Annotated in this window: 18 protein-coding genes and 1 pseudogene; 17 read left to right on the plus strand and 2 right to left on the minus strand. The window is 66.2% G+C overall.

From position 1 onward, the window contains the following. The first annotated feature begins 1 nt into the window (after position 1). The 14 genes from mobA to proB all read left to right on the plus strand — a co-directional run bounded on the left by mobA (position 2) and on the right by proB (position 16,758). Complete coding sequence (mobA, locus tag AWC07_RS19890; RefSeq protein ID WP_036417391.1) at positions 2-607, plus strand: molybdenum cofactor guanylyltransferase; 606 nt, start codon at positions 2-4, stop codon at positions 605-607. A gap of 1,082 nt (positions 608-1,689) precedes the next feature. Beyond that, positions 1,690-2,307, plus strand: coding sequence for a transglycosylase family protein (locus tag AWC07_RS19895; protein ID WP_036417397.1), 618 nt, complete (start codon positions 1,690-1,692; stop codon positions 2,305-2,307). 114 nt (positions 2,308-2,421) lie between these two features. Further along, a complete protein-coding gene (locus AWC07_RS19900) occupies positions 2,422-3,678 on the plus strand; it encodes a saccharopine dehydrogenase family protein (protein ID WP_036417395.1) in 1,257 nt (418 codons plus the stop codon). 72 nt (positions 3,679-3,750) lie between these two features. Further along, a complete protein-coding gene (locus AWC07_RS19905; protein WP_036417389.1) occupies positions 3,751-4,362 on the plus strand; it encodes a DUF937 domain-containing protein in 612 nt (203 codons plus the stop codon). 44 nt (positions 4,363-4,406) lie between these two features. Continuing rightward, positions 4,407-5,027: a LysM peptidoglycan-binding domain-containing protein gene (locus AWC07_RS19910; protein ID WP_036417387.1), complete on the plus strand. Its 621-nt coding sequence runs from the start codon at positions 4,407-4,409 to the stop codon at positions 5,025-5,027. Between the two features lie 76 nt (positions 5,028-5,103). Then, complete coding sequence (locus AWC07_RS19915) at positions 5,104-7,767, plus strand: valine--tRNA ligase (RefSeq protein ID WP_036417385.1); 2,664 nt, start codon at positions 5,104-5,106, stop codon at positions 7,765-7,767. Further along, positions 7,764-9,209 carry a bifunctional tetrahydrofolate synthase/dihydrofolate synthase gene (gene folC / locus AWC07_RS19920; protein WP_036417383.1) on the plus strand — a complete coding sequence of 482 codons (1,446 nt, stop codon included), beginning with the start codon at positions 7,764-7,766 and terminating at the stop codon, positions 9,207-9,209. Before AWC07_RS19915 ends, folC begins: the two co-directional genes overlap by 4 nt. Continuing rightward, positions 9,206-9,592, plus strand: a complete 387-nt coding sequence (locus AWC07_RS19925) for a DUF4233 domain-containing protein (protein ID WP_036417382.1) — start codon at positions 9,206-9,208, stop codon at positions 9,590-9,592. Before folC ends, AWC07_RS19925 begins: the two co-directional genes overlap by 4 nt. A 49-nt stretch (positions 9,593-9,641) precedes the next feature. After that, positions 9,642-10,052, plus strand: a complete 411-nt coding sequence (gene ndk, locus AWC07_RS19930) for a nucleoside-diphosphate kinase (protein WP_036417381.1) — start codon at positions 9,642-9,644, stop codon at positions 10,050-10,052. A gap of 323 nt (positions 10,053-10,375) precedes the next feature. Beyond that, positions 10,376-13,291 (plus strand): ribonuclease E, encoded by a 2,916-nt coding sequence (gene rne / locus AWC07_RS19935; RefSeq protein WP_085105198.1) that lies wholly within the window; start codon positions 10,376-10,378, stop codon positions 13,289-13,291. A gap of 213 nt (positions 13,292-13,504) precedes the next feature. Then, positions 13,505-13,816, plus strand: coding sequence for a 50S ribosomal protein L21 (rplU, locus tag AWC07_RS19940; RefSeq protein WP_036409685.1), 312 nt, complete (start codon positions 13,505-13,507; stop codon positions 13,814-13,816). A 14-nt stretch (positions 13,817-13,830) separates the two neighbouring features. Next, entirely contained in the window at positions 13,831-14,085 is a 255-nt protein-coding gene (gene rpmA / locus AWC07_RS19945) for a 50S ribosomal protein L27 (protein WP_036409687.1), read from the plus strand. A 79-nt stretch (positions 14,086-14,164) separates the two neighbouring features. Beyond that, complete coding sequence (gene obgE, locus AWC07_RS19950) at positions 14,165-15,604, plus strand: GTPase ObgE (RefSeq protein ID WP_085105199.1); 1,440 nt, start codon at positions 14,165-14,167, stop codon at positions 15,602-15,604. Beyond that, complete coding sequence (proB, locus tag AWC07_RS19955) at positions 15,601-16,758, plus strand: glutamate 5-kinase (RefSeq protein WP_051508111.1); 1,158 nt, start codon at positions 15,601-15,603, stop codon at positions 16,756-16,758. Before obgE ends, proB begins: the two co-directional genes overlap by 4 nt. Here proB and AWC07_RS19960 read toward each other — a convergent pair. Continuing rightward, a complete protein-coding gene (locus AWC07_RS19960; RefSeq protein ID WP_036416096.1) occupies positions 16,706-17,344 on the minus strand; it encodes a TetR/AcrR family transcriptional regulator in 639 nt (212 codons plus the stop codon). The two genes, proB and AWC07_RS19960, sit on opposite strands and share 53 nt — an antisense overlap. Before the next feature lie 92 nt (positions 17,345-17,436). On the opposite strand from AWC07_RS19960, the gene AWC07_RS19965 reads away from it, so the two are divergent. Together AWC07_RS19965 and AWC07_RS19970 are read left to right on the plus strand one after the other, a co-directional pair. Continuing rightward, complete coding sequence (locus tag AWC07_RS19965) at positions 17,437-18,696, plus strand: cytochrome P450 (RefSeq protein WP_036416094.1); 1,260 nt, start codon at positions 17,437-17,439, stop codon at positions 18,694-18,696. Positions 18,697-18,915: 219 nt separating this feature from the next. Beyond that, positions 18,916-21,789 (plus strand): PPE family protein, encoded by a 2,874-nt coding sequence (locus AWC07_RS19970; RefSeq protein ID WP_085105200.1) that lies wholly within the window; start codon positions 18,916-18,918, stop codon positions 21,787-21,789. A gap of 8 nt (positions 21,790-21,797) precedes the next feature. On the opposite strand, the pseudogene AWC07_RS19975 reads toward AWC07_RS19970, so the two are convergent. Further along, a pseudogene (locus AWC07_RS19975) lies at positions 21,798-22,001 on the minus strand (NAD-dependent deacetylase); the annotation flags it as partial. A 158-nt stretch (positions 22,002-22,159) separates the two neighbouring features. Between AWC07_RS19975 and AWC07_RS19980 the strand changes: the two are divergent. Beyond that, positions 22,160-24,202, plus strand: coding sequence for an NAD(+) synthase (locus tag AWC07_RS19980; RefSeq protein ID WP_036415067.1), 2,043 nt, complete (start codon positions 22,160-22,162; stop codon positions 24,200-24,202). The last annotated feature ends 96 nt before the right edge of the window (positions 24,203-24,298 follow it).

Here is a 24,298-nt window from a genome sequence, read left to right on the forward strand (position 1 = left end):
CGTGGGCGAACCGGTGCCGGGAGCAGCGTCACTGGCGGGGGTCGTCCTGGCCGGCGGAGAGTCGCGGCGGATGGGTCGTGACAAAGCCACGCTGCCGCTGCCGGGAGGGACCACAACGCTGGTCGAGCACGTGGTCGGTGTCGTCGGACAGCGCTGCGAGCCGGTATTCGTGATGGCGGCCCCCGGGCAACCATTGCCCCCGTTGCCGGTAGCCGTGCTGCGCGACGAAGTGCGGGGGCTCGGTCCGTTGCCGGCGACCGGGCGCGGCTTGCGCGCGGCCGCGGCAGCCGGCGCGCGGCTTGCGTTCGTGTGCGCCGTCGACATGCCTTTGCTGACAGTCGAATTGATCGATGATCTGGTGCGCCGTGCGGTGCAGACCAATGCCGAAGTGGTGCTGCCGTGGGACGGTCGCAGCCACTACTTGACTGCGGTATACCGGACCGAGTTGGCCGATCGGGTTGATGCATTGGTTGCTGCCGGTGAGCGCAGGATGAGCGCCTTCGTCGATGCTTGCGACGCTCAACGGATCGTGATGTCGAATTCCGGGCCGCTGTCGAATGTCAATACCGCGGCCGACTTGCGCGTACCAGCACAGCCTCGGCGCTGACCGTTAGCACTTACCGTGCCCGTGTGGCGGGCTGCAATATTTGCGCCCGGTTTGCGTCGGTTTGCTCTCCGGATTGAGCGCAATCGAATTCTTGTGCCGGGCGTGAGTCTTTCACTTCTATCTGTTTTCTCATTTAAATGTTATCTAGTGCGACGCGGAATTTGTTCCGTTATTTCGGCGGTTTTTCCGCCAAGAAAAATCTGGCCCTTGTGCTGTGGATACATATGTTGTTGTAGCACAGCGCATTTCGGCTGAAAACTACCTGGGGAGTGTTCCGTCGTCATCGCCGGCAAATGTGTCAATGCAAGAAGTCAATGTGAGCCCAGCCGACGGCAGACGCCTTGGTCGTGTGCGATCAGCGGCTGGGCCGGCCTCGGCGCGCCGAGATGTCGCGGCTACCGCGCCGGACCTGGCCGATGAGGTCATGGAACACGAAAGGCCTTAGTGCAAAAGATGTTTCGCTGAGCTATGAATTGCTTCTCGGCCCTGCGATGTCTTCCGGGATTGTCATTTCGGCCGGGGCATCCTCGTGGCCGGGCCTACCGCGATGGTGGGGGTTGGTGCACTATGACCTGCGTCACGGTCACGTGCCAAACGATCCGTTGAATAGGCTGGTGACCAAGAGCGGCAAATGCGTGGCGCAGCTCACAAAATACGCGTGATTCGGCTCACCGTGGCCCCAGAGGCCCGAGGATCGGGTCGCAGCTATAAACAGGCGCTTGACCTGCGGGGACCATTGTGCGACCGCGTCGTGATCCGCTCGTTATAGAACCGAAATATCAGTTCGACCGGGGTGACGAATCCAAATCGTTATCGTACGGTGCGTTTAGCCCGAAATCGGGCATCAGTAGTTAAACACAATTGAATCCACGGATCCCGCGTGTGAGCGGAGCTGAAGGCGGCACAGATCTAGCACAGCCGTCGCAGCGGTCGGGAAGAACCCCGACGGGCAACTCGGGCCCTCCGCTGTCGTGCCGAAACGAGACGGCACGTCCCAAAGCAGCAATTCCACCTGGACATCGCATCCAACCCACCGCCGTGGGCTGGCTCGCTTTGGCGTGCGCACCGCGAAAGGAACAATGTTGAAGAACGTCCGTAAGACGCTCATCGTTGCCGCGATCACGGGGGCGCTCGTGACCGTGCCGTCCGGTACCGCCGCTGCGGACGAGGGCCTTGACCCGAACGCGGCGCCCGGCCCCGATGCGGTGGGCTTCGACCCGAACGTGCCTCCGGCTCCGGATGCCTTTGCTCCGGGCGCCCCGGACGACGCACCGGCCCCTGAGCTCGTGGGTTTCGACCCGAACGTGCCCCCGCCTGCGGCCGTCGACGCTGTGATCGCGCCTGTCGACATGCCGGAGGCGCCGGCTCCGGACGCCGCACCGCCGGCCCCGGAACCCGGGGACTTCGACCCGAACATGGCGCCACCGCCGGCCCCGGACGTCCCGCCTCCGCCGCCGGCTCCCAAGGCCTACAGCGTGAACTGGGACGCGATCGCGCAGTGTGAGTCGGGTGGCAACTGGGCCATCAACACCGGTAACGGCTACTCCGGCGGCCTGCAGTTCACCTCCGGCACCTGGCATGCCAACGGCGGTTCAGGCTCGGCGGCCAGCGCCAGCCGTGAGGAACAGATCCGCGTGGCCGAGAACGTACTGCATTCGCAGGGGATCGGCGCCTGGCCGGTCTGCGGTCGTCGCGGCTGACCACACCGCCAGGCGATATAGCCGAACACCGGGTGCCGGGCCTTCGGGCCCGGCACCCGTCGTATTCGGGGTCGCATGCCCGCCGGGCCGCGCACCGCGGGTAGCGTCTGGCCAGTGACCGCAGCGCCGCGTGAATTCGACATCATCCTCTACGGAGCCACGGGTTTTGTCGGCAAGCTGACCGCCGAATACCTGGCTCGAGCCGGCGGAGACGCGCGAATCGCGCTGGCCGGTAGGTCTACCGAGCGATTGCTCGCCGTTCGTGACACGTTGGGAGAACCCGCGCAGTCCTGGTCAGTCGTCGACGCCGACGCCGGGTCGCCCGCGACTCTCGAGCACATGGCCGCACGCACGCGAGTCGTCGTCACCACGGTCGGGCCCTATATGCGCTACGGGCTGCCATTGGTGGCCGCGTGCGCCGCCGCCGGCACCGATTACGCCGACCTGACCGGTGAGCCACCGTTTGTCCGTGACAGCATCGATCAGCACCACAAGCAGGCCGCCGACGCCGGTGCCCGGATCGTGCATGCCTGCGGTTTCGACTCGATCCCGTCAGATCTCAGCGTGTACGCCCTGTACCGCGCCGCGCACGATGACGGCACCGGGGAACTGGGCGACACCCACTTCGTCGTCCGGTCCCTCGCCGGCGGGCTGTCCGGCGGCACCATCGCGTCGCTGCTGGAAATTCTGCGTGCCGTCTCCGCCGACCCCGACCTGCGTCGGTCCTTCGCCGACCCGTACACACTGAGCACCGACCGCGCCGCCGAGCCCGAACTCGGCCCGCAGCCCGATCTGCCATGGCGGCGCGGTAGTCAGCTTGCTCCCGAGCTGCGCGGACTGTGGATGGCCGGGTTCATGATGGCGCCGACCAATACCAGGATCGTGCGCCGCAGCAACGCGCTGTTGGAGTGGGCCTACGGCAGGCGGTTCCGGTACAGCGAGCACATGAGCCTGGGATCATCGCTGCTGGCGCCGCTGGCGTCGGCGATGATCAGCGGGGTCGGCAACGTGACGACCGGATTGGGCAGCCGATATTTCCGGCTGCTACCGCAAGGGCTGGTGCGGCGGATGGTGCCCAAGCCGGGCACCGGCCCAAGCGCGGCGGCTCGCGAGCGTGGCTACTACCGGATCGAGACCTACACCACCACAACCTCGGGCGCCCGATATGTGGCACGCATGAAGCAGGACGGCGATCCCGGCTACAAGGCGACGTCGGTGTTGCTGGGGGAGTGCGGTCTGGCGCTGGCATTCGATCGCGACAAGCTCTCGGATCTGCACGGTGTGCTGACTCCGGCCGCCGCGATGGGTGACGCACTGCTGGCTCGCTTCCCGGCCGCCGGTGTGTCGTTGCACACCGAGCGACTGGCCTGACCCGGTGACGGCGTACGTCTAGGGTCAGAAGGGAGGTGGCTTGATATCCGACCCCGAAGGCAGCCCGCACCAATGCCCGGTCTTGATGATCTCTACACCCAGATTCCTACGTCTGACATCGCGCGCAAGCTCGGCGCCGACGAAACCGAGGTGGACGCGGCGGTCCACACGCTGGTACCGGTGCTGCTTACCGGATTGCACCGGCATTCGCAGGATCCCGAACACGCCGGCCGGATCGAGTCGGCCGCCAGCAGCCACGCCGCGCGTGGTCTGCTCGACGCGGGCGGGGCGCTCGACCAGGTTGACCGGCGCCGCGAGGAAGAGGCCGAAGAGGCCGAAGAGGCCGAAGAGGCCGTCGCCACGCTATTCGCCGGTAATGACAGCGACCGCGTGGCATCGGCGCTGGCCAGTGGTGGGGCCGGAAGGAGAGAACTTCTGCAGCGGTTGTTGCCGCTGGTGCTCCCGATCGTGTTGGCATACCTGGGAAATCAGCTCCGGCCGGGCGGCGCACTGCAGGGTTCGGCTGTCCAGCACGAGGAAACAGGCGCCGGTGGCGGCCTGGCTCAGCTGCTCGGCGGGATCCTCGGGGGCGGCATTGATGAAACGTCCCTCGGCAACCTGCTGGGTGGCAGAGGCCGCGCGCTGGGGGACATCATCGGCGGGCTCCTCGGCGGCAAAAAGTAACCCGGCGCAATCCGTCGGCCGGACCGGATAACGAAAGGCACAGCATGTCAGACACGCTCGGTGAAGGACAGCGGCTGCAGCGAGGGGAATCCTTGGTCTCCAACAACGGGGCCTACACCTTGACCCTGCAAGAAGACGGCAACCTGGTGCTCGCCGCCGACGGCACGCCGGTATGGGCCACGGCGACCGACGGCCAGGACGTGGTGCATGCCGAGCTGCAGACCGATGGCAACTTCGTCCTCTACACGCCGGAGCGACCGGTCTGGCACAGCGACACCATGGGTCGGAAGAGCGTCAGGCTGGTGCTTCAGGATGACCGCAACCTGGTGCTCTACGCGCCCGACGGCCCGGCCTGGGCCACCGGGACACAGACCGACACGCCGCCGGCCGACCTGCAGAAATCTGTTGGCGTCCCGGAGGTGACCGGTGCGGCGCAGGCGGCGCAGCCCGTCGGGGCAGCGGCGCCGGAGCCCATCGCACCGGCGGTCGCCGACGAGCCGGCTGAGCCCGCTCCCAACACGTACACGGTGGTCTCCGGCGACACCTTGTGGGGCATCGCCGAACGCTTCTACGGTGACGGGAACAAATACCAGGCGCTGGTCGACGCCAACGCGATTCCCAATCCCGACCTGATCCATCCCGGCCAGGTGCTCACGATTCCTTGATTGGCTCCCTGACAGCTGTTCACCTGCGGTTTTAGGCGCCTACACGCCGCCACGCGGCGGTTCCTAGAATTGACCGGTGACCGCGCGCGCCCGCTTCGACGCCGACCAGCTGCCCAAGTCGTGGGACCCGGGTGCGATGGAGGGTGCCATCTACCAGAAGTGGCTGGATGCCGGTTACTTCATCGCGGACCCCACCAGCAGCAAGCCCGCCTACTCGATCGTGCTGCCGCCGCCAAATGTGACCGGCAGCCTGCATATGGGCCACGCCCTGGAACACACCATGATGGACGCCCTGACCCGCCGAAAACGGATGCAGGGCTACGAGGTGCTGTGGCAGCCGGGCACCGACCATGCCGGTATCGCCACCCAGAGCGTGGTGGAAAAGCAGCTGGCGGTCGACGGCAAGACCAAAGAGGACTTCGGCCGTGAGTTGTTCGTCGAAAAGGTCTGGGACTGGAAGCGGGAGTCGGGCGGGGCGATCGGTGGCCAGATGCGCCGGCTGGGTGACGGGGTGGACTGGAGCCGCGACCGGTTCACCATGGACGAGGGCCTGTCCCGGGCGGTGCGGACGATCTTCAAGAGGCTCTACGATGCCGGGCTGATCTACCAGGCCGAGCGGTTGGTCAACTGGTCGCCGGTACTTCAGACGGCGATCTCGGACCTGGAGGTCAACTACCTCGACGTCGAAGGCGAGCTGGTGTCGTTCCGGTACGGCTCGCTGGACGACTCGCAACCGCACATCGTGGTCGCCACTACGCGGGTGGAGACGATGCTCGGCGACACCGCCATCGCGGTCCACCCCGACGACGATCGCTACCGCCACCTGGTCGGCACCAGCCTGCCGCACCCCTTTGTCGACCGGCAGCTGATCATCGTTGCCGACGAGCATGTGGACCCCGAATTCGGCACCGGCGCGGTCAAAGTCACGCCCGCTCACGACCCGAACGACTTCGAGATCGGGATGCGACACAGCCTGCCGATGCCCTCGATCATGGATGCTAGGGGCCGAATTGCCGACACCGGAACACAATTCGACGGCATGGACCGATTCGAAGCGCGGATCGCGGTGCGCGAGGCACTTGCCGCCCAAGGCCGCGTCGTCGAGGAGAAACGCCCCTACCTGCACAGCGTGGGACATTCCGAGCGCAGCGGGGAGCCGATCGAACCGCGGCTGTCGTTGCAGTGGTGGGTCCGGGTGGAATCGTTGGCCAAGGCCGCCGGTGACGCGGTGCGTAACGGCGACACCGTGATTCACCCCGCCAGCCTGGAACCGCGCTGGTTCGCCTGGGTCGACGACATGCACGACTGGTGCATCTCGCGACAGCTGTGGTGGGGTCATCGCATCCCGATCTGGTACGGGCCCGACGGCGAAAAGGTGTGTGTGGGCCCGGACGAGACACCGCCGGAGGGCTGGGCGCAGGACCCCGACGTGCTGGACACCTGGTTCTCCTCCGCGCTGTGGCCGTTCTCCACGCTGGGCTGGCCCGAAAAGACGCCGGAGTTGGAAAAGTTCTATCCGACAAGCGTTCTGGTCACGGGTTACGACATCTTGTTCTTCTGGGTGGCGCGGATGATGATGTTCGGCACCTTCGTCGGCGCCGACGACGCCATTACGCTCAACGGCCGTCGCGGCCCTCAAGTGCCGTTCACCGACGTTTTCCTGCACGGGCTGATTCGTGACGAGTTCGGCCGCAAGATGAGTAAGTCCAAGGGCAACGTCATCGACCCGCTGGAGTGGATGGACACGTTCGGTGCCGATGCGTTGCGGTTCACGCTGGCCCGCGGAGCCAGCCCCGGTGGCGACTTAGCGATCGGCGAGGACGCCGTCCGCGCATCGCGCAACTTCACCACCAAGCTGTTCAACGCGACCCGCTACGCACTGCTCAACGGCGCCGTGCTGGCGCCCTTACCGGCGCCGGCCGAGCTGACCGATGCCGACCGCTGGATCCTGGGACGATTGGAAGAGGTTCGAGCCGAAGTCGATTCGGCATTCGACGGCTACGAGTTCAGCCGCGCCTGCGAGGCGTTGTATCACTTCGCCTGGGACGAGTTCTGCGACTGGTATGTCGAACTGGCAAAAACCCAACTGGCCGAAGGACTCTCGCATACCACAGCGGTACTGGCTGCGGCGTTGGACACGCTGCTTCGGCTGCTGCACCCGGTGATCCCGTTCATCACCGAGGCGCTCTGGCAGGCCCTGATGGATGGGGAGACCCGGGAAGAGTCACTGGTGGTCGCCGACTGGCCGCAGCCCTCCGGGATCACTCTGGATCCCATTGCCGCGCAGCGCATCAGCGATATGCAAAAGCTGGTGACCGAGGTCCGGCGATTCCGCGGCGATCAGGGTCTGGCCGACCGGCAAAAGGTGCCGGCCCGGTTGGCCGGTATCGACGAGTCGGACCTCAACACTCAGGTTGCCGCCGTGACATCGCTGGCATGGCTCACCGCCGCTCGTCCGGATTTCTGCCCGTCGGTGTCATTGGAGGTTCGGCTGAGCCGGGCAATGGTCGTCGTCGAACTCGACACCTCCGGCACGATCGACGTGGCCGCTGAGCGCCGCCGGCTGGAAAAGGAATTGGCCGCGGCGCAAAAGGAGCTGGCAGCAACCGGCGCCAAATTGGCGAACACGGATTTTCTGGCCAAGGCGCCCGAAGCCGTTGTCGGCAAGATCCGCGACCGGCAGCGGCTGGCGCAAGAGGAAACCGACCGCATCACGGCCAGGTTAGCTGCGCTGCAATGAGTTTCGAGTCGACAGACCGGCCATCCACCGGCATGGCTCCCACGCCCGACGAGATCGCTTCCCTGCTGCAGGTCGAGCACCTGCTGGACCAGCGCTGGCCGGAGACTCGCATCGAGCCGAGCCTGACAAGGATCAGCGCGCTGCTGGATCTGCTGGGTTCGCCGCAACTCAGCTATCCCTCGATTCACATCGCCGGCACCAACGGCAAGACGTCGGTGGCGCGGATGGTCGACGCGTTGGTCACCGCTTTGCAGCAACGCACCGGCCGCACCACCAGCCCGCACCTGCAGTCGGTGGTGGAACGGATCTCGATCGACGGAAAGCCGATCAGCCCGGCGCAGTACGTGGCGACGTACCGGGAAATCGAGCCGTTCGTGCAGATGATCGACGAGCAGTCGCAGAATGGCTTGTTAGGAGAAGAGGGCCCGCGCCTGAGCAAGTTCGAGGTGCTCACCGCGATGGCGTTCGCCGCGTTCGCCGACGCGCCCGTCGACGTCGCGGTGATCGAGGTGGGTATGGGTGGACGATGGGACGCCACCAACGTGATCAGTGCGCCGGTGGCGGTGATCACCCCGATCAGCAAGGACCATGTCGACTACCTCGGGAACGACATCGCCGGCATCGCAGGGGAGAAGGCGGGCATTATCCGCCGAGCCGCCGAGGGCTCGCCGGACACGGTCGCGGTCATCGCGCGTCAGCGCCCGGAGGCCATGGAGGTGCTGCTGGGCCAGGCGGTCCGCGCCGACGCCGCGGTCGCCCGGGAGGATTCGGAGTTCGCCGTGCTGGACCGGCAGGTCGCCGTCGGCGGCCAGGTGCTGCAACTGCAAGGCCTGGGCGGGGTGTACTCCGACATCTACCTGCCGCTGCACGGTGAACACCAGGCGCACAACGCGGTGGTGGCGCTGGCCGCCGTCGAGGCCTTCTTCGGCGCGGGCGCCCAGCGCCAGCTCGACGTCGAGGCGGTCCGGGCGGGATTCGCCGCGGCCACCAGCCCGGGCCGGCTGGAACGGATGCGCAGCGCACCTACCGTGTTCATCGACGCCGCCCACAATCCCGCCGGGGCGGCTGCGCTGGCCCGGACGCTGGCCGGCGAGTTCGACTTCCGGACGTTGGTCGGGGTGGTCAGCGTGCTGGCCGACAAGGACGTCGACGGCATTCTGCAAGCCGTGGAGCCGGTATTCGACTCGGTTGTGGTGACCCACAACGGGTCGCCGCGCGCGCTGGATGTCGAGTCGCTGGCCGCGGCTGCCCGGGAGCGGTTCGGGCCCGATCGGGTGCTCACCGCCGCGAACCTCAGCGATGCCATCGACACGGCGACCGCGCTGGTCGACGAGGCGGCAGCTGACCCGGGCGACGCGTTGTCCGGCACGGGGATTGTCATCACCGGCTCGGTTGTCACCGCCGGGGCTGCCCGCACCCTGTTTGGTCGTGACCCGGAATGACCGAGCAACCGGCAGCGCCCACACCACCGGCCGACCCGTGGAAGAGCTTCGCTGCGGTCATGGCCGCGACACTGCTTCTCGAGGCGATCGTGGTGCTGCTGGCCGTACCCGTGGTGGGCGCGGTGGGCGGCGGGCTGAGTCCGGCATCGCTGGGGTATCTGACCGGGCTGGCCGCGGCATTGATCCTGCTTGCCGGGCTGCAGCGCAGACCGTGGGCGATCTGGGTGAACCTCGGCGTCCAGCTGGTGCTGCTGGCCGGGTTCGCCGTGTACCCGGGGGTCGGCTTCATCGGCGTGCTGTTCACCGGGGTATGGGTGCTGATCGCCTACTTCCGGGCCGAGGTCCGGCGGCGGGAGCGAGGAGGAGCGTCGCCGCCGGGCTGAGCCGGGCCTGCCGTGCGCGTTCAGCGTTGGCCATCTACTGTTAGCCACCGTGACTGAACGGACCCTCGTACTGATCAAGCCTGACGGTGTGCAACGCGGACTGATCGGCGAGATCATCGGCCGCATCGAGCGCAAAGGCCTGACCATCGCGGCGCTGGAGCTCCGGAACGTCACCGACGAGCTGGCCGGCCGTCATTATGCCGAACACGAAGGCAAGCCGTTCTTCGGGTCGTTGCTCGAGTTCATCACGTCGGGGCCGGTGGTGGCGGCCATCGTGGAGGGGCCGCGAGCGGTCGCGGCGTTTCGCCAGCTCGCCGGCGGCACCGACCCGGTGGACATGGCCACGCCCGGCACCATCCGCGGCGACTTCGCCTTGGAAACCCAGTTCAACCTGGTGCACGGCTCCGATTCGGCCGAGTCGGCGCAGCGCGAGATCGCGCTCTGGTTTCCCGGCGGCTAGCGCCTGGACACCGGCCGGTGAGCCGGATTCATGGGTGTGGCGGCTCAGACGAGGGTGATCCTGCCCGGTGATATGGGATACTGACTGCGGGTGAACGTCGCCGGGCCGGCGTCGAACACCCGAATGAAGACTTCGGCAAGCGCGACCATCGCCATCCGATGGGACGCGGCGTGTCAAGCCGTCATTCAGCACGGCGCCGAGTGTGCTCGCCCGAGCGGCTCGGAGCAAGACCATCACAAGCCCGGGAGAAGTGACCCGGGCACATAGCGCAGCCCTCGCGTGGCCGCGTCGAAACGACGCGCCCGGGGGCTTGAGGAGAATACGTGGTAGACGGTGCCCCATCTTCAGACCCAAAAGAGCCGACACAGCGTGAGGAACTGCCGGACCGCCTGAGAGTCCATTCGCTGGCGCGAACGCTCGGGACCAGCAGCAGGCGGGTGCTCGATGCGCTCAACGCGCTGGACGGTCGAATCCGCAGCGCACATTCCAGCGTGGACCGGGTCGACGCGGTCCGGGTGCGCGACCTGCTGGCCGAAACGCCCGCCAACGAAGCCACAGAACCCGCCAACGAAGCCAACGAAGCCAACGCAGAAGAAAACGCAGCACCCGGGGTCGCCGGGGCGGCTGCTGCACCGGACGAATCCGAGGCGGCCCCGGAACCCGAATCCCGACTGCTGCTGGAAACGCAGGAAACGGTGCAGGTCGTCGAGACGTGGGTGGAGCGGCCACATTACCTGCCGCTGTTCGTCGCGCCGCAGCCGATTCCCGAGGCGACCGATGCGGACGACGGCACCGATGATGAGGCGGCCGACGATTCCGACGACGATGACGAGCAGGAGCAGATCGACCGGCCGAGCGGTCGGCGGCGCCGGCGTGGCCGTCGTGGCCGCGGTAGGGGACGCGGTGAGCAGGGCGGATCCGACAGCCCCGGCGAAGCCGGTGATGACGGTTCCGACGACTCCGAGGGTGACGATTCAGCGGACTCCGACGAAACAGACACCGATACCGACGCCGGCGACGAGGACAACGGTTCGGCAGAGGGCGCCAGCCGTCGCCGCCGGCGCCGCAGACGGCGCAAGCCGGGTTCCGGAGAGGACGGCGACGAGGGCCCGGCGCCCGACGATCCGCCCAACACCGTCGTGCACGAACGCGCGCCGCGCAACGGCGGCTCCGGAGACGACGAGTCCGGCGGCAACGAGATCAAGGGCATCGACGGCTCGACCCGGCTGGAAGCCAAACGGCAGCGCCGCCGGGACGGCCGCGACGCCGGGCGGCGCCGCCCACCGGTACTGACCGAGGCCGAATTCCTGGCCAGACGTGAGGCCGTCGAGCGGGTCATGGTGGTGCGTGACCGGGTCCGCACCGAGCCGCCACACCCGGGCACGCGCTACACCCAGATCGCGGTGCTGGAAGACGGCATTGTCGTCGAGCACTTCGTGACGTCTGCTGCTTCGGCTTCCCTGGTGGGCAATATCTACCTGGGCATCGTGCAGAATGTGTTGCCGTCGATGGAGGCGGCCTTCGTCGACATCGGTCGCGGCCGCAACGGTGTGCTCTACGCCGGTGAAGTCAACTGGGACGCAGCAGGCCTTAACGGGTCCGACCGCAAGATCGAACAGGCCCTCAAACCCGGCGACTATGTCGTCGTCCAGGTCAGCAAGGACCCGGTGGGCCACAAGGGGGCACGGCTGACCACGCAGGTGTCGTTGGCCGGCCGCTACCTGGTCTACGTGCCGGGCGCGTCGTCGACCGGGATCAGCCGCAAGCTGCCCGACACCGAACGCCAGCGGCTCAAAGAGATCTTGCGCGAGGTGGTGCCGTCCGACGCGGGAGTGATCATCCGCACCGCGTCCGAGGGGGTCAAAGAGGGCGACATCCGCGCCGACGTCACCCGGTTGCAGGAGCGCTGGCAACAGATCGAAGCCAAGGCCGCCGAGATCAAGCAGAAGGCGGCCGGCGCTGCGGTGGCGCTCTACGAAGAACCGGATGTGCTGGTCAAAGTCATCCGCGACTTGTTCAACGAGGATTTCGCTGGGCTCATCGTTTCCGGCGACGAGGCGTGGACCACGATCAACGACTACGTGAATTCCGTTGCGCCCGATCTGGTTTCGAAATTGACCAAGTACGAGCCGGCTGAGCTCGCTGAGGGTCAGACTCGCCCAGATGTCTTTGCGGTGCATCGTATCGACGAGCAGCTCACCAAGGCGATGGACCGCAAGGTGTGGCTGCCGTCGGGCGGGACACTGGTGATCGACCGGACCGAGGCCATGACGGTGATCGACGTCAACACGGGCAAATTCACCGGCTCCGGGGGCAATCTCGAGCAGACCGTCACCAAGAACAACCTGGAGGCGGCCGAGGAGATCGTGCGCCAGCTGCGGCTGCGGGACATCGGCGGCATCGTGGTCATCGACTTCATCGACATGGTGCTGGAATCCAACCGCGATCTGGTGCTGCGCCGGCTGACCGAGGCGCTGGCCCGCGACCGCACCCGTCACCAGGTGTCCGAGGTGACCTCACTGGGCTTGGTCCAGCTGACCCGCAAACGCTTGGGAACCGGCCTGATCGAGGCCTTCTCGTCGTCGTGTCCCCAGTGCAGCGGTCGCGGGATCCTGCTGCATGCCGATCCGGTGGATGCGGCGCCGGCGACCGGGCGAAAGTCGGAATCCGGAGGCCGGCGAAACAGGCGTTCGAAGAAGAGCCGCGCCGAGGAGCCCGGTGAGAAGGGGATCGTGGCCAAGGTCCCCGCTCACGCCCCCGGCGAGCATCCGATGTTCAAAGCGATGGCCGCCGGCTCGTCCCTGGGACCGGGCCGTGGGGACGGGGAACCCGAGGAGTCCGGTGAGGAACTCGCGGCCGCGATCGACGAGGACACTGCGGTGGCGGTGTCCAACGGCATCGATGACCTCGAAGACACCGATGATGCCGGCGAGCCCGACGACATCGAAGACTTCGAGGACACCGACGAAGATACCGACGAGGACACCGACGAGGACGAAGAACTCGACGACGAGGAGCTCGATGACGACGAGCTCGACGACGACGACCTCGGTGATGACGACCTCGATGACGAGCTCGACGTCGATGATTCCGACACCGACGACGAGGTCACCGGTTCCGAGCCCGCCGACAGTCCCGACGGCCCATCCGGACCCGTCGAGGCGGCCTCGTTGCCGGAACGTTCGCGCCGGCGACGGGCGGCGGGCAGGCCGGCCGGTCCGCCGATCCATGTGGACTGAACGCCCCAACCGCTGCGCCGGTTTGACCCTCTAGCCGCTGGTCACGTAGCCTGGGTCAGTTGTCGCCAGGCTGCCAGCCTACGACGGCGATCCGGTCCAATCGCGCCTGCGGTGGCGCTGTGTGCCGAATCGCGAACCAGACCCGCACGCGTAAGCCACCGGTGACGCGTGCCCGCAAGAGTAAGCACGACAACGAGCAGAGGTGCACCCACGATGGCGACCTACGCAATCGTCAAGACCGGCGGCAAGCAATACAAGGTTGCCGTCGGCGACGTGGTCAAGGTCGAAAAGCTCGAATCCGACCCCGGTGCGAAGGTGTCGCTGCCGGTCGCCTTGGTCGTCGACGGTGCCACCGTCACCACCGATGCCAACGCCCTGGCCAAGGTCGCGGTGATCGGCGAGGTCCTCGAGCACGTCAAGGGTCCCAAGATCCGGATCCACAAGTTCAAGAACAAGACCGGCTACCACAAGCGGCAGGGCCACCGTCAGCAGCTGACGGTCCTGAAAGTCACCGGCATCAAATAGCGGAGGCGACATCAATGGCACACAAGAAGGGCGCTTCCAGCTCGCGCAACGGTCGGGATTCGGCGGCACAGCGGCTGGGTGTCAAGCGGTTCGGCGGCCAGGTCGTCAAGGCCGGCGAGATCCTGATTCGTCAACGTGGCACCAAAATCCATCCCGGCGTCAACGTCGGCCGTGGCGGGGATGACACGTTATTCGCCAAGGCGGGCGGGGCAGTCGAGTTCGGCATCAAGCGTGGGCGCAAGACCGTCAGCATCGTGCCGCAGCCCTAAGCGCTTCGCGAGCGTAACGACAGGGCGGTATCGCGGGCTTTGTTTCGCCCTCACGTCACATTCGGAGGGTTGGTAACCGATGCCCCGGTTCGTGGATCGGGTGGTCGTTCACGTGCGGGCGGGCTCGGGTGGCAACGGCTGTGCCTCGGTTCATCGGGAGAAATTCAAGCCGTTGGGCGGTCCCGACGGCGGCAACGGCGGTCGCGGCGGCAGCATCGTGTTTGTGGTAGATCCGCAGGTGCACACCCTGCTGGACTTCCATTTCCATCCACACATCAGCGCGCCGTCGGGCAAACCGGGGATGGGCAGCAACCGCGACGGTGCCGCGGGCGCCGATCTGGAGGTCAAGGTGCCCGACGGCACGGTCGTGCTGGACGAAACCGGGCGGCTGCTGGCGGATCTGGTCGGCGACGGCACCCGCTTTGCGGCCGCCGCCGGTGGCCGCGGCGGATTGGGCAACGCCGCGCTGGCCTCGCGTGCCCGCAAAGCCCCGGGGTTCGCCCTGCTCGGCGAACCCGGGCAGTCCCGCGAGCTCACCCTGGAACTCAAGACCGTCGCCGACGTCGGGCTGATCGGCTTCCCGTCGGCCGGAAAGTCGTCGCTGGTGTCGGTCATTTCGGCGGCCAAACCCAAGATCGCCGACTACCCGTTTACCACCCTGGTGCCCAATCTCGGCGTGGTCGCGGCGGGCGAACACGCCTACACCGTCGCCGACGTGCCCGGCTTGATCCCGGGCGCCGCCCAGGGCCGCGGCCTGGGCCTGGACTTCCTGCGGCACATCGAGCGCTGCGCGGTGCTGGTGCATGTCGTGGACTGCGCGACCAACGAGCCGGGCCGCGACCCGATCTCTGACATCGACGCGCTGGAAGCCGAACTCGCGGCCTACACACCCACGCTGAGAGGCGACGCGGTGCTCGACGATCTCACCGAGCGGCCCAGGGCGGTGGTGCTCAACAAGATCGACGTTCCCGAGGGCCGGGAGCTGGCCGAGTTCGTTCGCGACGAGATCGCCCAACGTGGCTGGCCGGTGTTCCTGGTGTCCACAGTCACCCGGGAGAACCTGCAGCCGTTGATCTTCGGGCTGTGGCAAATGGTTGCGCAATACCACGCCGCACGGCCACAAGTGGTGCCGCGACGGCCGGTCATTCGCCCGGTGCCCATCGACGACCGTGGTTTCGACGTGCAGCCCGACGGCCGCGGCGGCTTCGTGGTGACCGGTGCCCGGCCCGAGCGCTGGATCGGCCAGACCGACTTCGACAACGACGAGGCGGTCGGCTATCTCGCGGACCGTCTGGCGCGCCTGGGTGTCGAGGACGAGCTGCTGCGGCTGGGCGCCCAGCCCGGGTGCGCGGTGACGATCGGTGACATGACGTTCGACTGGGAGCCGCAAACTCCCGCGGGCGGTCACGTCGCGATGTCGGGCCGGGGCACCGATGCGCGCCTGGAGCGCAGCGAGCGGGTCGGCGCCGCCGAACGCAAGGCGGCCCGCCGGCAGCGACGCGAACGCGGTGAGAAATGAAGGCCGGCGCGCACCGGGAAGTCATCCGGGCCGCTCGCAGCCTCGTCGTCAAGGTCGGGACGACGGCGCTCACCACGCCGTCGGGGATGTTCGATGCGAGCCGGCTGGCCGAGCTCGCCGACGCGATCGAGGCGCGGATGAAGGCGGGCACCGACGTCGTCATCGTGTCATCGGGCGCGATCGCCGCCGGCCTCGAGCCGCTCGGATTATCGCGTCGGCCAAGAGATCTGGCGACCAAACAGGCCGCCGCCAGCGTCGGGCAGGTAGCGCTGGTGAACTCGTGGAGCACCGCGTTCGCCCGGTACGGGCGCACGGTGGGGCAGGTGCTGCTGACCGCCCACGACATCTCGATGCGGGTCCAGCACACCAACGCTCAGCGCACCCTGGACCGGCTGCGGGCGCTGCATGCGGTGGCGATCGTCAACGAGAACGACACGGTGGCTACCAACGAAATCCGGTTTGGCGACAACGATCGGCTGTCGGCACTGGTGGCTCATCTGGTGGGCGCCGAGGCGCTGGTGCTGCTGTCCGACATCGACGGGCTTTACGATGCCGACCCGCGAAAACACCAGGGGGCCCGGTTTATCCCCGAAGTGTCCGGGCTCGCGGATCTCGACGGCGTTGTCGCCGGGCGAAGCAGTCACCTGGGTACCGGCGGGATGGCCTCCAAGGTGTCCTCGGCGTTGCTGGCCGCCGACGCCGGGGTGCCGGTGCTGCTGGCTCCCGCGGCAGACGCGGCGACCGCGCTCACCGACGCCTCGGTGGGCACCGTGTTTGCCGCTCGGCCCGAACGGATGTCGGCGCGCCGGTTCTGGGTGCGATATGCCGCCGAGTCCGCGGGTTGGCTGACGCTCGACGCGGGTGCCGTTCGTGCCGTCGTGCGGCAACGCCGGTCGTTGCTGCCGGCGGGCATCACCGCGGTGTCGGGTAAGTTTTTCGCCGGTGACGTGGTCGAACTTCGTGGACCCGACGCGACCACGGTGGCCCGTGGCGTGGTCGCCTACGACGCGACGGAACTGGCCGCCATGATGGGCCGGTCCACCTCCGAGCTGCCCGGCGAGCTGCGCCGGCCCGCGGTGCACGCCGACGACCTGGTCCCGGTCAGGGCGTCGAGGTTGGCTTCAGATACAGTGCACCCCAAACGATCTCGGTAAGCGTGGTAGCCAGCTCCGCATCGTAGTCGCGCGGCCTGGCCGGAAGGTTCTGTTGGCATGCCCGCTCGACCATCCAGGTGAGCGCACTTGCAGTGCTGGCCGCCGGCAGCTCACGGCGGATCGAGCCGTCGGCCTGCCCGTTCTCAATGACGCGGGTCATTCGCTGCGAGATGCCGGTCAGCAAGTCGCGATAGGTGTGCGCCGTCTCCGGGTCGTAGGCCGCCATTTCGTTCAGGGCGACGAGCACCGGTTGATGACGCCGATAGCTGGCGATGAGGCCGTGCATCGCGGCGCGGACGTCGTCTGGATTCTGCCGCCAGGCCATCCCCCACCAGCGTTCGGCGCCGGTGGCGAGTTCGCCGAACACCTGGCCGGCGAGGTTGCGAAGGAGGTGGCCCTTGTCCTGGAAGTAGATATAGAAGCTGGCCCGTGAGATACCGGCCTCGCTCGACAGCCGATCCACGCTGAGCTCGGTGAAGCTGGTGCCGTCGCCCATCAGCCGTTCCGTGGCGTCCAGCAGCCGGCGCTCCATCTGCTTTCGCCGCTGCTGGCGGTTCGCCTGCGGCTTCCGGGTGACCGACGGCATTTGCAAAGCATAACCAATGGTTCGACATATTGACTAGACACTCTGTCTAGGAATATGGTCATGGTCGGCTGCACCTCTCCTGGAGGATCCCAATGACGGTTATCTCTGCCACTTCCCGCGCCTACGACGCGATCGATCTGTCCTCGCGAGCGTTCTGGTCGGGCACCGCTGCCGTGCGGGAACGCTCGTTCGCCGTGCTGCGTACCGAACGGCCGGTGAGCTGGCATCCCCCGGTCGAAGACGCCCTGATGCCCGATCCCGACGATCCCGGTTACTGGGCGGTCACCCGGCGTGCCGACATCGTCACGGTCAGCCGCGCCAATGAGGTGTTCCTGTCCGGCAAGGGGGTGATTTTCGAGAACGTCCCCGTGGAGCTACTCGAGGCGTCGCAGTCCTTTCTGGCAATGGACCCGCCGCGACACACCAAGCTCCGCAAGCTGGTCAGCGCCGCGTTCACGCCGAGGCAGGTCCGCCGCATCGAGGACTCGATCAAGGCGAACGCCAGGAGCATCGTCGAGGAGCTGCGGACCGCCGGCAGCGGCGTCGATTTCGTTGACCATTGCGCCAAGGAACTGCCCATCCGAACGCTGTCGGACATGGTGGGGATTCCGGAATCCGAGCGTGCGCACGTGGCGCACGCTGCCGATGCGCTGGTGTCCTGGGCCGACCCTGTCTACCTCGACGGTCGCAACCCGCTGCAGGTCTTGGTCGAGAACCAGATATACCTTCATCAAGTTGCCAGCGCGCTGGCCGCCCAGCGTCGCGAACACCCCGGCGACGACTTGTTCAGCGGCCTGGTCAACGCCGAGGTGGACGGCGACCGGCTGGCCGACGCCGACGTGGCCGCGTTCTTCGTTTTGCTGTCTGTGGCCGCCAACGACACCACCCGTCAGACCACCAGCCACGCGATCAAAGCGCTCACCGACTTCCCCGACCAGAGGGCATGGCTGCGCGAGGATTTCGAGAACCGCATCGGCGCCGCGGTCGAGGAGTTCATCCGATGGGCCTCGCCGGTGATGACCTTCCGTCGCACGGCCGCAACGGATTTCGAGCTCGGTGGGCAGACCATCTTGGCGGGTGAGAAGGTTGTGATGTTCTATCCCTCCGGCAACTGGGACACCGAGGCGTTCGATCATCCGGAGCGTTTCGATCTCAGCCGCAGTCCCAACCCGCATGTCGGCTTCGGCGGTGGCGGAGTGCACTTCTGCCTTGGAGCTCATGTGGCCAGGGCGCAACTGCGCGCCATCTTCGGCGAGCTGCTCCGGCAGGTGCCCGATATTCAGGCGGGCGATCCGGCGTACGTACCGGGCAACTTCATTCATGCCATCCGCAGCATGCCCTGCACGTTCTGATCGATTAGCGAGCCCTGGGCCGCGACCGCCAAAATAGGTCCACTACCTGGGAGTCTCCCTGATCTGCTCCGGGCGGCGGGCAGCAGGTCCGACGCCGACGTTTCCGGCAAATGGGATTGTTGAAAACTTCGATAGTCGGCGGCGGTTGCCCATACAGTTTTTGTCGTCGAGGTTCCTTGAGCGACCGGCTGAGGGCGCGTGTGGTGTGGGACGAGCAGGATGAATTTTTCATTTCTGGCGCCAGAGATCCTTTCGGGGCGGATTTATGCGGGTCCGGGTCCGGCGCCGTTGTTGGCCGCCGCGCAGTCTTGGGCTGGGTTGGTCGATGAGCTGAGTTCGGCGGCTGCCGGGTTTTCGTCGGTGGTTTCAGGGTTGGCGGGCTCGTCATGGCAGGGTTCGGCGTCGGCGGCGATGGTTTCTGCGGCCAGCTCATATGCGAGTTGGCTCAACGCCGCAGCTTCCCAGGCGTCGCGTGCCGCGGCCCAGGCCAGAGCTGCGGCTTCGGTCTATGAGACGGCGCGCGCGGCGATGGTGCATCCGCTGGTGGTGGCGGCCAACCGCACGCAGTTGGTGTCGCTGGTGAGGTCGAATCTGTTGGGGTTGCACGCTTCGGCGATCGCGGCGACCGAGGGCGTATATGCGGAAATGTGGGCCCAGGATGCGGCCGCGATGGCGGCCTATCACGGCGGGGCGTCGGCGGTGGCCGCGCAGCTGTCACCGTGGCAGCAGGCGCTGCGGAGCCTGCCGGGCCGGGCAGGCCTGGGCGCCGCGGCGCCGATGGGCGCCGCAAACACGACCATCGTGGCTGGCGTGTCCGGGGCCGCAAAGGCGATAGGCCTGGCGATCGACTCCGCCTTGGGGAACAACGGCGGCGGGAGCCTGGGCATCGGCAACAACGGCGGGTTTAACTTCGGCGGCGGAAACCTTGGCACTGCGAACCTGGGCGGTGGAAACTCTGGGCGGGCCAACCTGGGCAGCGGCAACTTCGGCTTTTTCAACGTGGGCAACGGAAATTCTGGCTACATAAACTTCGGCAACGGGAACATCGGCAACCTCAACTTTGGCAGCGGAAACCACAACGGCGACGGAAACATTGGCTTCGGAGCCAACGGATCGTTCATGGCCGGCTTCGGAAGCGTCGGCTTCTCCAATTTTGGCGGCGGGGACACCGGCACTCTTAACTCGGGTTTCGGAAATTTGGGTGACTACAACTTGGGTTTCGGAAATACCGGTAACTTTAACGAGGGTTTCGGCAACACCGGTGATTTCAACCTCGGCTTTGGGAATCACGGCAACAATAACGTCGGCTTTGGGCTCGCGGGCGACAACATGGTGGGCATTGGCGGGTTGAACTCGGGCACCGGGAACATCGGCTTCGGTAACTCGGGCAACAACAACATCGGCTTCTTTAACTCCGGCAACAGCAATGTGGGCTTCTTTAACTCGGGCGACGGTAACTTCGGCTCGTCGAATTCGGGCAACATCAACACGGGCTTCTGGAACGCGGGCTCCGTCAACACCGGCTTCGGAAACGGGGGTAGCTACAACTTCGGTTTCGTAAACGGCGGCAGCTACAACCTCGGCTTCGCAAACGGCGGCAGCCACAACGTCGGCTTCGGAAACTCGGGTTCGTTTAACACCGGCGGCTACAACTCGGGCTCGACAAACACCGGCGGCTTCAATTCGGGCTCGGTGAACACGGGCTTCTTCGACGCGGGCAACACCAACACGGGCCTTTTCAACTCGGGCGACCTGAATACCGGCATCGGCAGCTCGGCCACGCAGACCGGCCCGAACTCGGGGTTCGGCAATGCGGGTACCGACATCTCGGGTTTCTTCAACTCAGGCACCGATACCTCCGGCTTCCAGAACACCAACACGTCGTCCGGTGTCTCGGGATTCCATAACTCGGCTGGCTCCGGCCTGGTCGGCCTCTTCAACTCGGGCAGCAACAACGTGGGCCTCGCCAATATGGGCAGCGGTAATACGGGCGTCGCCAATACGGGCATCAATGACTCGGGCGTGGCAAACTCAGGCACCGATAGTTCGGGTGGCTTCGGCGCGGGCACCGGGCAGTCCGGTTTCTTTGGCGGGGTCATCCCGGCCGTGGTCGCCGTGGCTGCGGCTAGCCTGCCGCTGCCGGACGTGCATTTGCCCGCCGTGCCTGCGATCAGTATCCCGGCCATCAACATCGGTTTCGGGAACAGCGGTGCCGGGAACTTGGGGCTTGGAAACATCGGAACCAGCAACATTGGCGGTGGAAACGACGGCAATGGCAACTACGGCGGCGGAAATACCGGCAGCTCGAATGTGGGTGGCGGAAATTCCGGCCACGCGAACACGGGCGGCGGAAACAACGGCTACCTAAATGTTGGCGACGGCAATACCGGTATTATCAACAGTGGCAGCGGAAACAACGGCAACGGAAACTTCGGCTTCGGAAACATTGGCGACGTAAACATCGGCATCGGAAATGTCGGCCCCAACCTGGCCGGCAACGGGAACAACGGAGATGCTAATCTCGGTGGCGGAAATTTGGGCTCGTTCAACCTGGGTTACGGAAATGACGGCTCCTTCAACGTGGGCTTCGGGAACACCGGTAGCTTTAACGTCGGCTTTGGGAATCATGGCAACAACAACATCGGCTTTGGGCTCACGGGCGACAACATCGTGGGCATCGGCGAGCTGAACTCGGGCGCCGGGAACATCGGCTTGGGGAACTCGGGCAACAACAACATCGGCTTTTTTAACTCCGGCGACAACAACGTGGGCTTCTTCAACTCGGGCAACGGTAACTTCGGCTTCTCGAATGCGGGCAACATGAACATGGGCTTCTGGAACGCGGGCTCCGCCAATACAGGCGCCGGCAACGGGGGCAGCTACAACCTCGGTTACGGGAACGCCGGTTCCTACGACATTGGCGGCAGCAACGCGGGCGACCACAACGTGGGCTTCGGGAACTCCGGCTCCGACAACAACGGCAGCTTTAACTCGGGTGACAACAACATGGGCGGCTTCAACTCGGGCGACGCCAATACCGGCTTCTTCAACTCGGAAGGCACCAACACGGGCCTGTTCAATTTGTCGGTGTGAACACCCGGAGCTCCTGCTAGCTCCGAGACGAGCAACGTCAGCGTCTCCGAGCACCCGCCGTCGACCTTGACGGGGGCCAGGTCGTCGCCGCGGGTAGGTCCCCGGTTGACGATCGCGATCGGGAGGCCCTGCGCTGCGGCGTGACGCATGAACCGGTAGCCGGAGAACACGGTGAGCGATGAGCCTGCCACCAGCAGTGCGTCAGCCTGATCGCGTGTGGGGGCATGCTCCCGTCAGCGCCGCGATCCGGCGACGGCCCAGCACCGCGACGAGTTCAGGGGATTGGGGGGGTTTCACGCCAACCGAGCGTAGGTATTCGTTGACCACCCGTCACCCGATCTTGACACTCGGGACGCGACAATAGTGGGCAATGAGCTTCTATTCCGCCTATGAGCACGGGTTCGTGCGCGTCGCCGCTTGCACGCACCACACCACGATTGGCGACCCGGCGTCCAATGCCGCCTCGGTGTTGGAGCTGGCGCGCGCCTGCCACGACGACGGCGTGGCGCTGGCGGTCTTTCCCGAGCTGACGTTGTCGGGCTATTCCATCGAGGACGTGTTGCTGCAGGATGCCCTGCTCGACGCGGTCGAGGTCGCGGTGCTCGACGTCGTCGCCGCGTCCACCGAGCTATTGCCGGTTCTGGTGGTCGGTGCGCCGCTGCGGCGCCGGCACCGCATCTACAACACCGCGGTGGTCATCCACCGCGGCGCCGTGCTCGGTGTGTCCCCGAAGTCGTATTTGCCCACCTACCGAGAGTTCTACGAACGACGCCAGGTCGCGCCGGGAGATGGCGAGTACGGCACCCTCCGGATCGGTGATACCCAGACACCATTCGGCCCGGACCTGCTGTTCGCCGCGTCGGACCTGCCCGGCTTCGTGCTGCACGTCGAAATCTGCGAGGACATGTTCGTGCCGGTGCCGCCCAGCGCCGAGGCGGCGCTGGCGGGCGCGACCGTGCTGGCGAACCTGTCCGGCAGCCCGATCACGATCGGTCGCGCCGAGGACCGCCGCCTGCTCGCCCGCTCGGCGTCGGCGCGGTGTCTGGCCGCCTACGTCTATGCCGCCGCGGGGGAGGGTGAGTCGACGACCGATCTGGCCTGGGACGGCCAGACGATGATCTGGGAGAACGGGGTGCTGCTCGCGCAATCCGAACGCTTCCCCAAGGGAGTGCGCCGCAGCGTCGCCGATGTCGACACCGAGTTGCTTCGGTCGGAGCGGCTGCGGATGGGCACCTTCGACGACAACCGGCGCCACCACCGGGCGTTGGCGGAATCGTTCCGGCGCATCGAGTTCCGGCTCGACCCGCCGTCCGACGACATCGGGCTGCGACGGACCGTCGAACGTTTCCCGTTCGTGCCGGCCGATCCGCAACGGCTGCAACAGGATTGCTACGAGGCCTACAACATCCAGGTGTCCGGCCTCGAGCAGCGGCTGCGGGCACTGAACTACCCGAAGGTGGTCATCGGTGTGTCGGGTGGTCTGGACTCCACACACGCGCTGATCGTCGCCGCCCGTGCGATGGACCGCGAAGGGCGTTCTCGCAGTGACATTCTGGCGTTCACGCTGCCCGGTTTCGCCACCGGCGATCGCACTAAGAACAATGCGATCCGGTTGTCACGCGCGCTGGGCGTCACGTTCGAGGAGATCGACATCCGCGACACCGCCGAGCTGATGTTGGCCAACATCGGTCACCCGTTCTCCCGGGGAGAGAAAATCTATGACGTCACCTTCGAGAACATCCAGGCGGGGCTGCGAACCGACTACCTGTTCCGGCTGGCCAACCAACGCGGCGGCATCGTGCTCGGTACCGGCGACCTGTCGGAGTTGGCGCTGGGTTGGTCGACATACGGTGTCGGCGACCAAATGTCGCACTACAACGTCAATGGCGGGGTTCCCAAGACGCTGATCCAGCACCTGATCCGGTGGGTCATCTCGTCGGGCCAGTTCGACGACGAGGTCTGCGCGACCCTGCAATCCGTCCTGGACACCGAAATCACCCCCGAACTCGTGCCCACCGGTGAAGACGAAGAGATTCAGAGCAGCGAGGCCACGGTTGGGCCTTACGTGCTGCAAGACTTTTCACTGTTCTGTGTGCTGCGCTACGGATTCCGGCCGTCGAAAATCGCGTTCCTGGCCTGGCATGCGTGGAGTGACCCCGAGCGCGGCACTTGGCCGCCCGGCTTCCCGGAGGAGAAGCGGCCGTCTTTTTCGCTGGCGGAGATCCGGCATTGGCTGCAGGTTTTCGTCCAGCGGTTCTATTCGTTCAGCCAATTCAAACGCTCGGCATTGCCCAACGGGCCCAAGGTTTCTCACGGTGGTTCGTTGTCACCGCGCGGGGACTGGCGCGCTCCGTCGGATATGTCGGCGCGAACCTGGCTCGACCAGATCGAACAGGAAGTGCCGCACGACTGAACACGACTTAATTTTGAATTACTAAGCCGAGCGTTAGTAAGGCGACTTAGGCGGTGATGTAAGCGAGGTGAGGGTCGGCGAAGAATCCGCGGATCG

Source organism: Mycobacterium gastri, assembly GCF_002102175.1.
GTDB classification, from domain to species: Bacteria; Actinomycetota; Actinomycetes; order Mycobacteriales; family Mycobacteriaceae; genus Mycobacterium; species Mycobacterium gastri.

Excerpts from the sequence above, each read along its gene's own strand:
- AWC07_RS19910 (WP_036417387.1), top strand. The coding sequence starts at position 4,407 with ATGTCAGACACGCTCGGTGAAGGACAGCGGCTGCAGCGAGGGGAATCC.
- obgE (WP_085105199.1), top strand. The coding sequence starts at position 14,165 with ATGCCCCGGTTCGTGGATCGGGTGGTCGTTCACGTGCGGGCGGGCTCG.
- AWC07_RS19980 (WP_036415067.1), top strand. The coding sequence starts at position 22,160 with ATGAGCTTCTATTCCGCCTATGAGCACGGGTTCGTGCGCGTCGCCGCT.
- AWC07_RS19925 (WP_036417382.1), top strand. The coding sequence starts at position 9,206 with ATGACCGAGCAACCGGCAGCGCCCACACCACCGGCCGACCCGTGGAAG.
- proB (WP_051508111.1), top strand. The coding sequence starts at position 15,601 with ATGAAGGCCGGCGCGCACCGGGAAGTCATCCGGGCCGCTCGCAGCCTC.
- folC (WP_036417383.1), top strand. The coding sequence starts at position 7,764 with ATGAGTTTCGAGTCGACAGACCGGCCATCCACCGGCATGGCTCCCACG.
- AWC07_RS19905 (WP_036417389.1), top strand. The coding sequence starts at position 3,751 with ATGCCCGGTCTTGATGATCTCTACACCCAGATTCCTACGTCTGACATC.
- rpmA (WP_036409687.1), top strand. The coding sequence starts at position 13,831 with ATGGCACACAAGAAGGGCGCTTCCAGCTCGCGCAACGGTCGGGATTCG.
- AWC07_RS19970 (WP_085105200.1), top strand. The coding sequence starts at position 18,916 with ATGAATTTTTCATTTCTGGCGCCAGAGATCCTTTCGGGGCGGATTTAT.
- AWC07_RS19960 (WP_036416096.1), bottom strand. The coding sequence starts at position 17,344 with ATGCCGTCGGTCACCCGGAAGCCGCAGGCGAACCGCCAGCAGCGGCGA.
- AWC07_RS19965 (WP_036416094.1), top strand. The coding sequence starts at position 17,437 with ATGACGGTTATCTCTGCCACTTCCCGCGCCTACGACGCGATCGATCTG.
- rplU (WP_036409685.1), top strand. The coding sequence starts at position 13,505 with ATGGCGACCTACGCAATCGTCAAGACCGGCGGCAAGCAATACAAGGTT.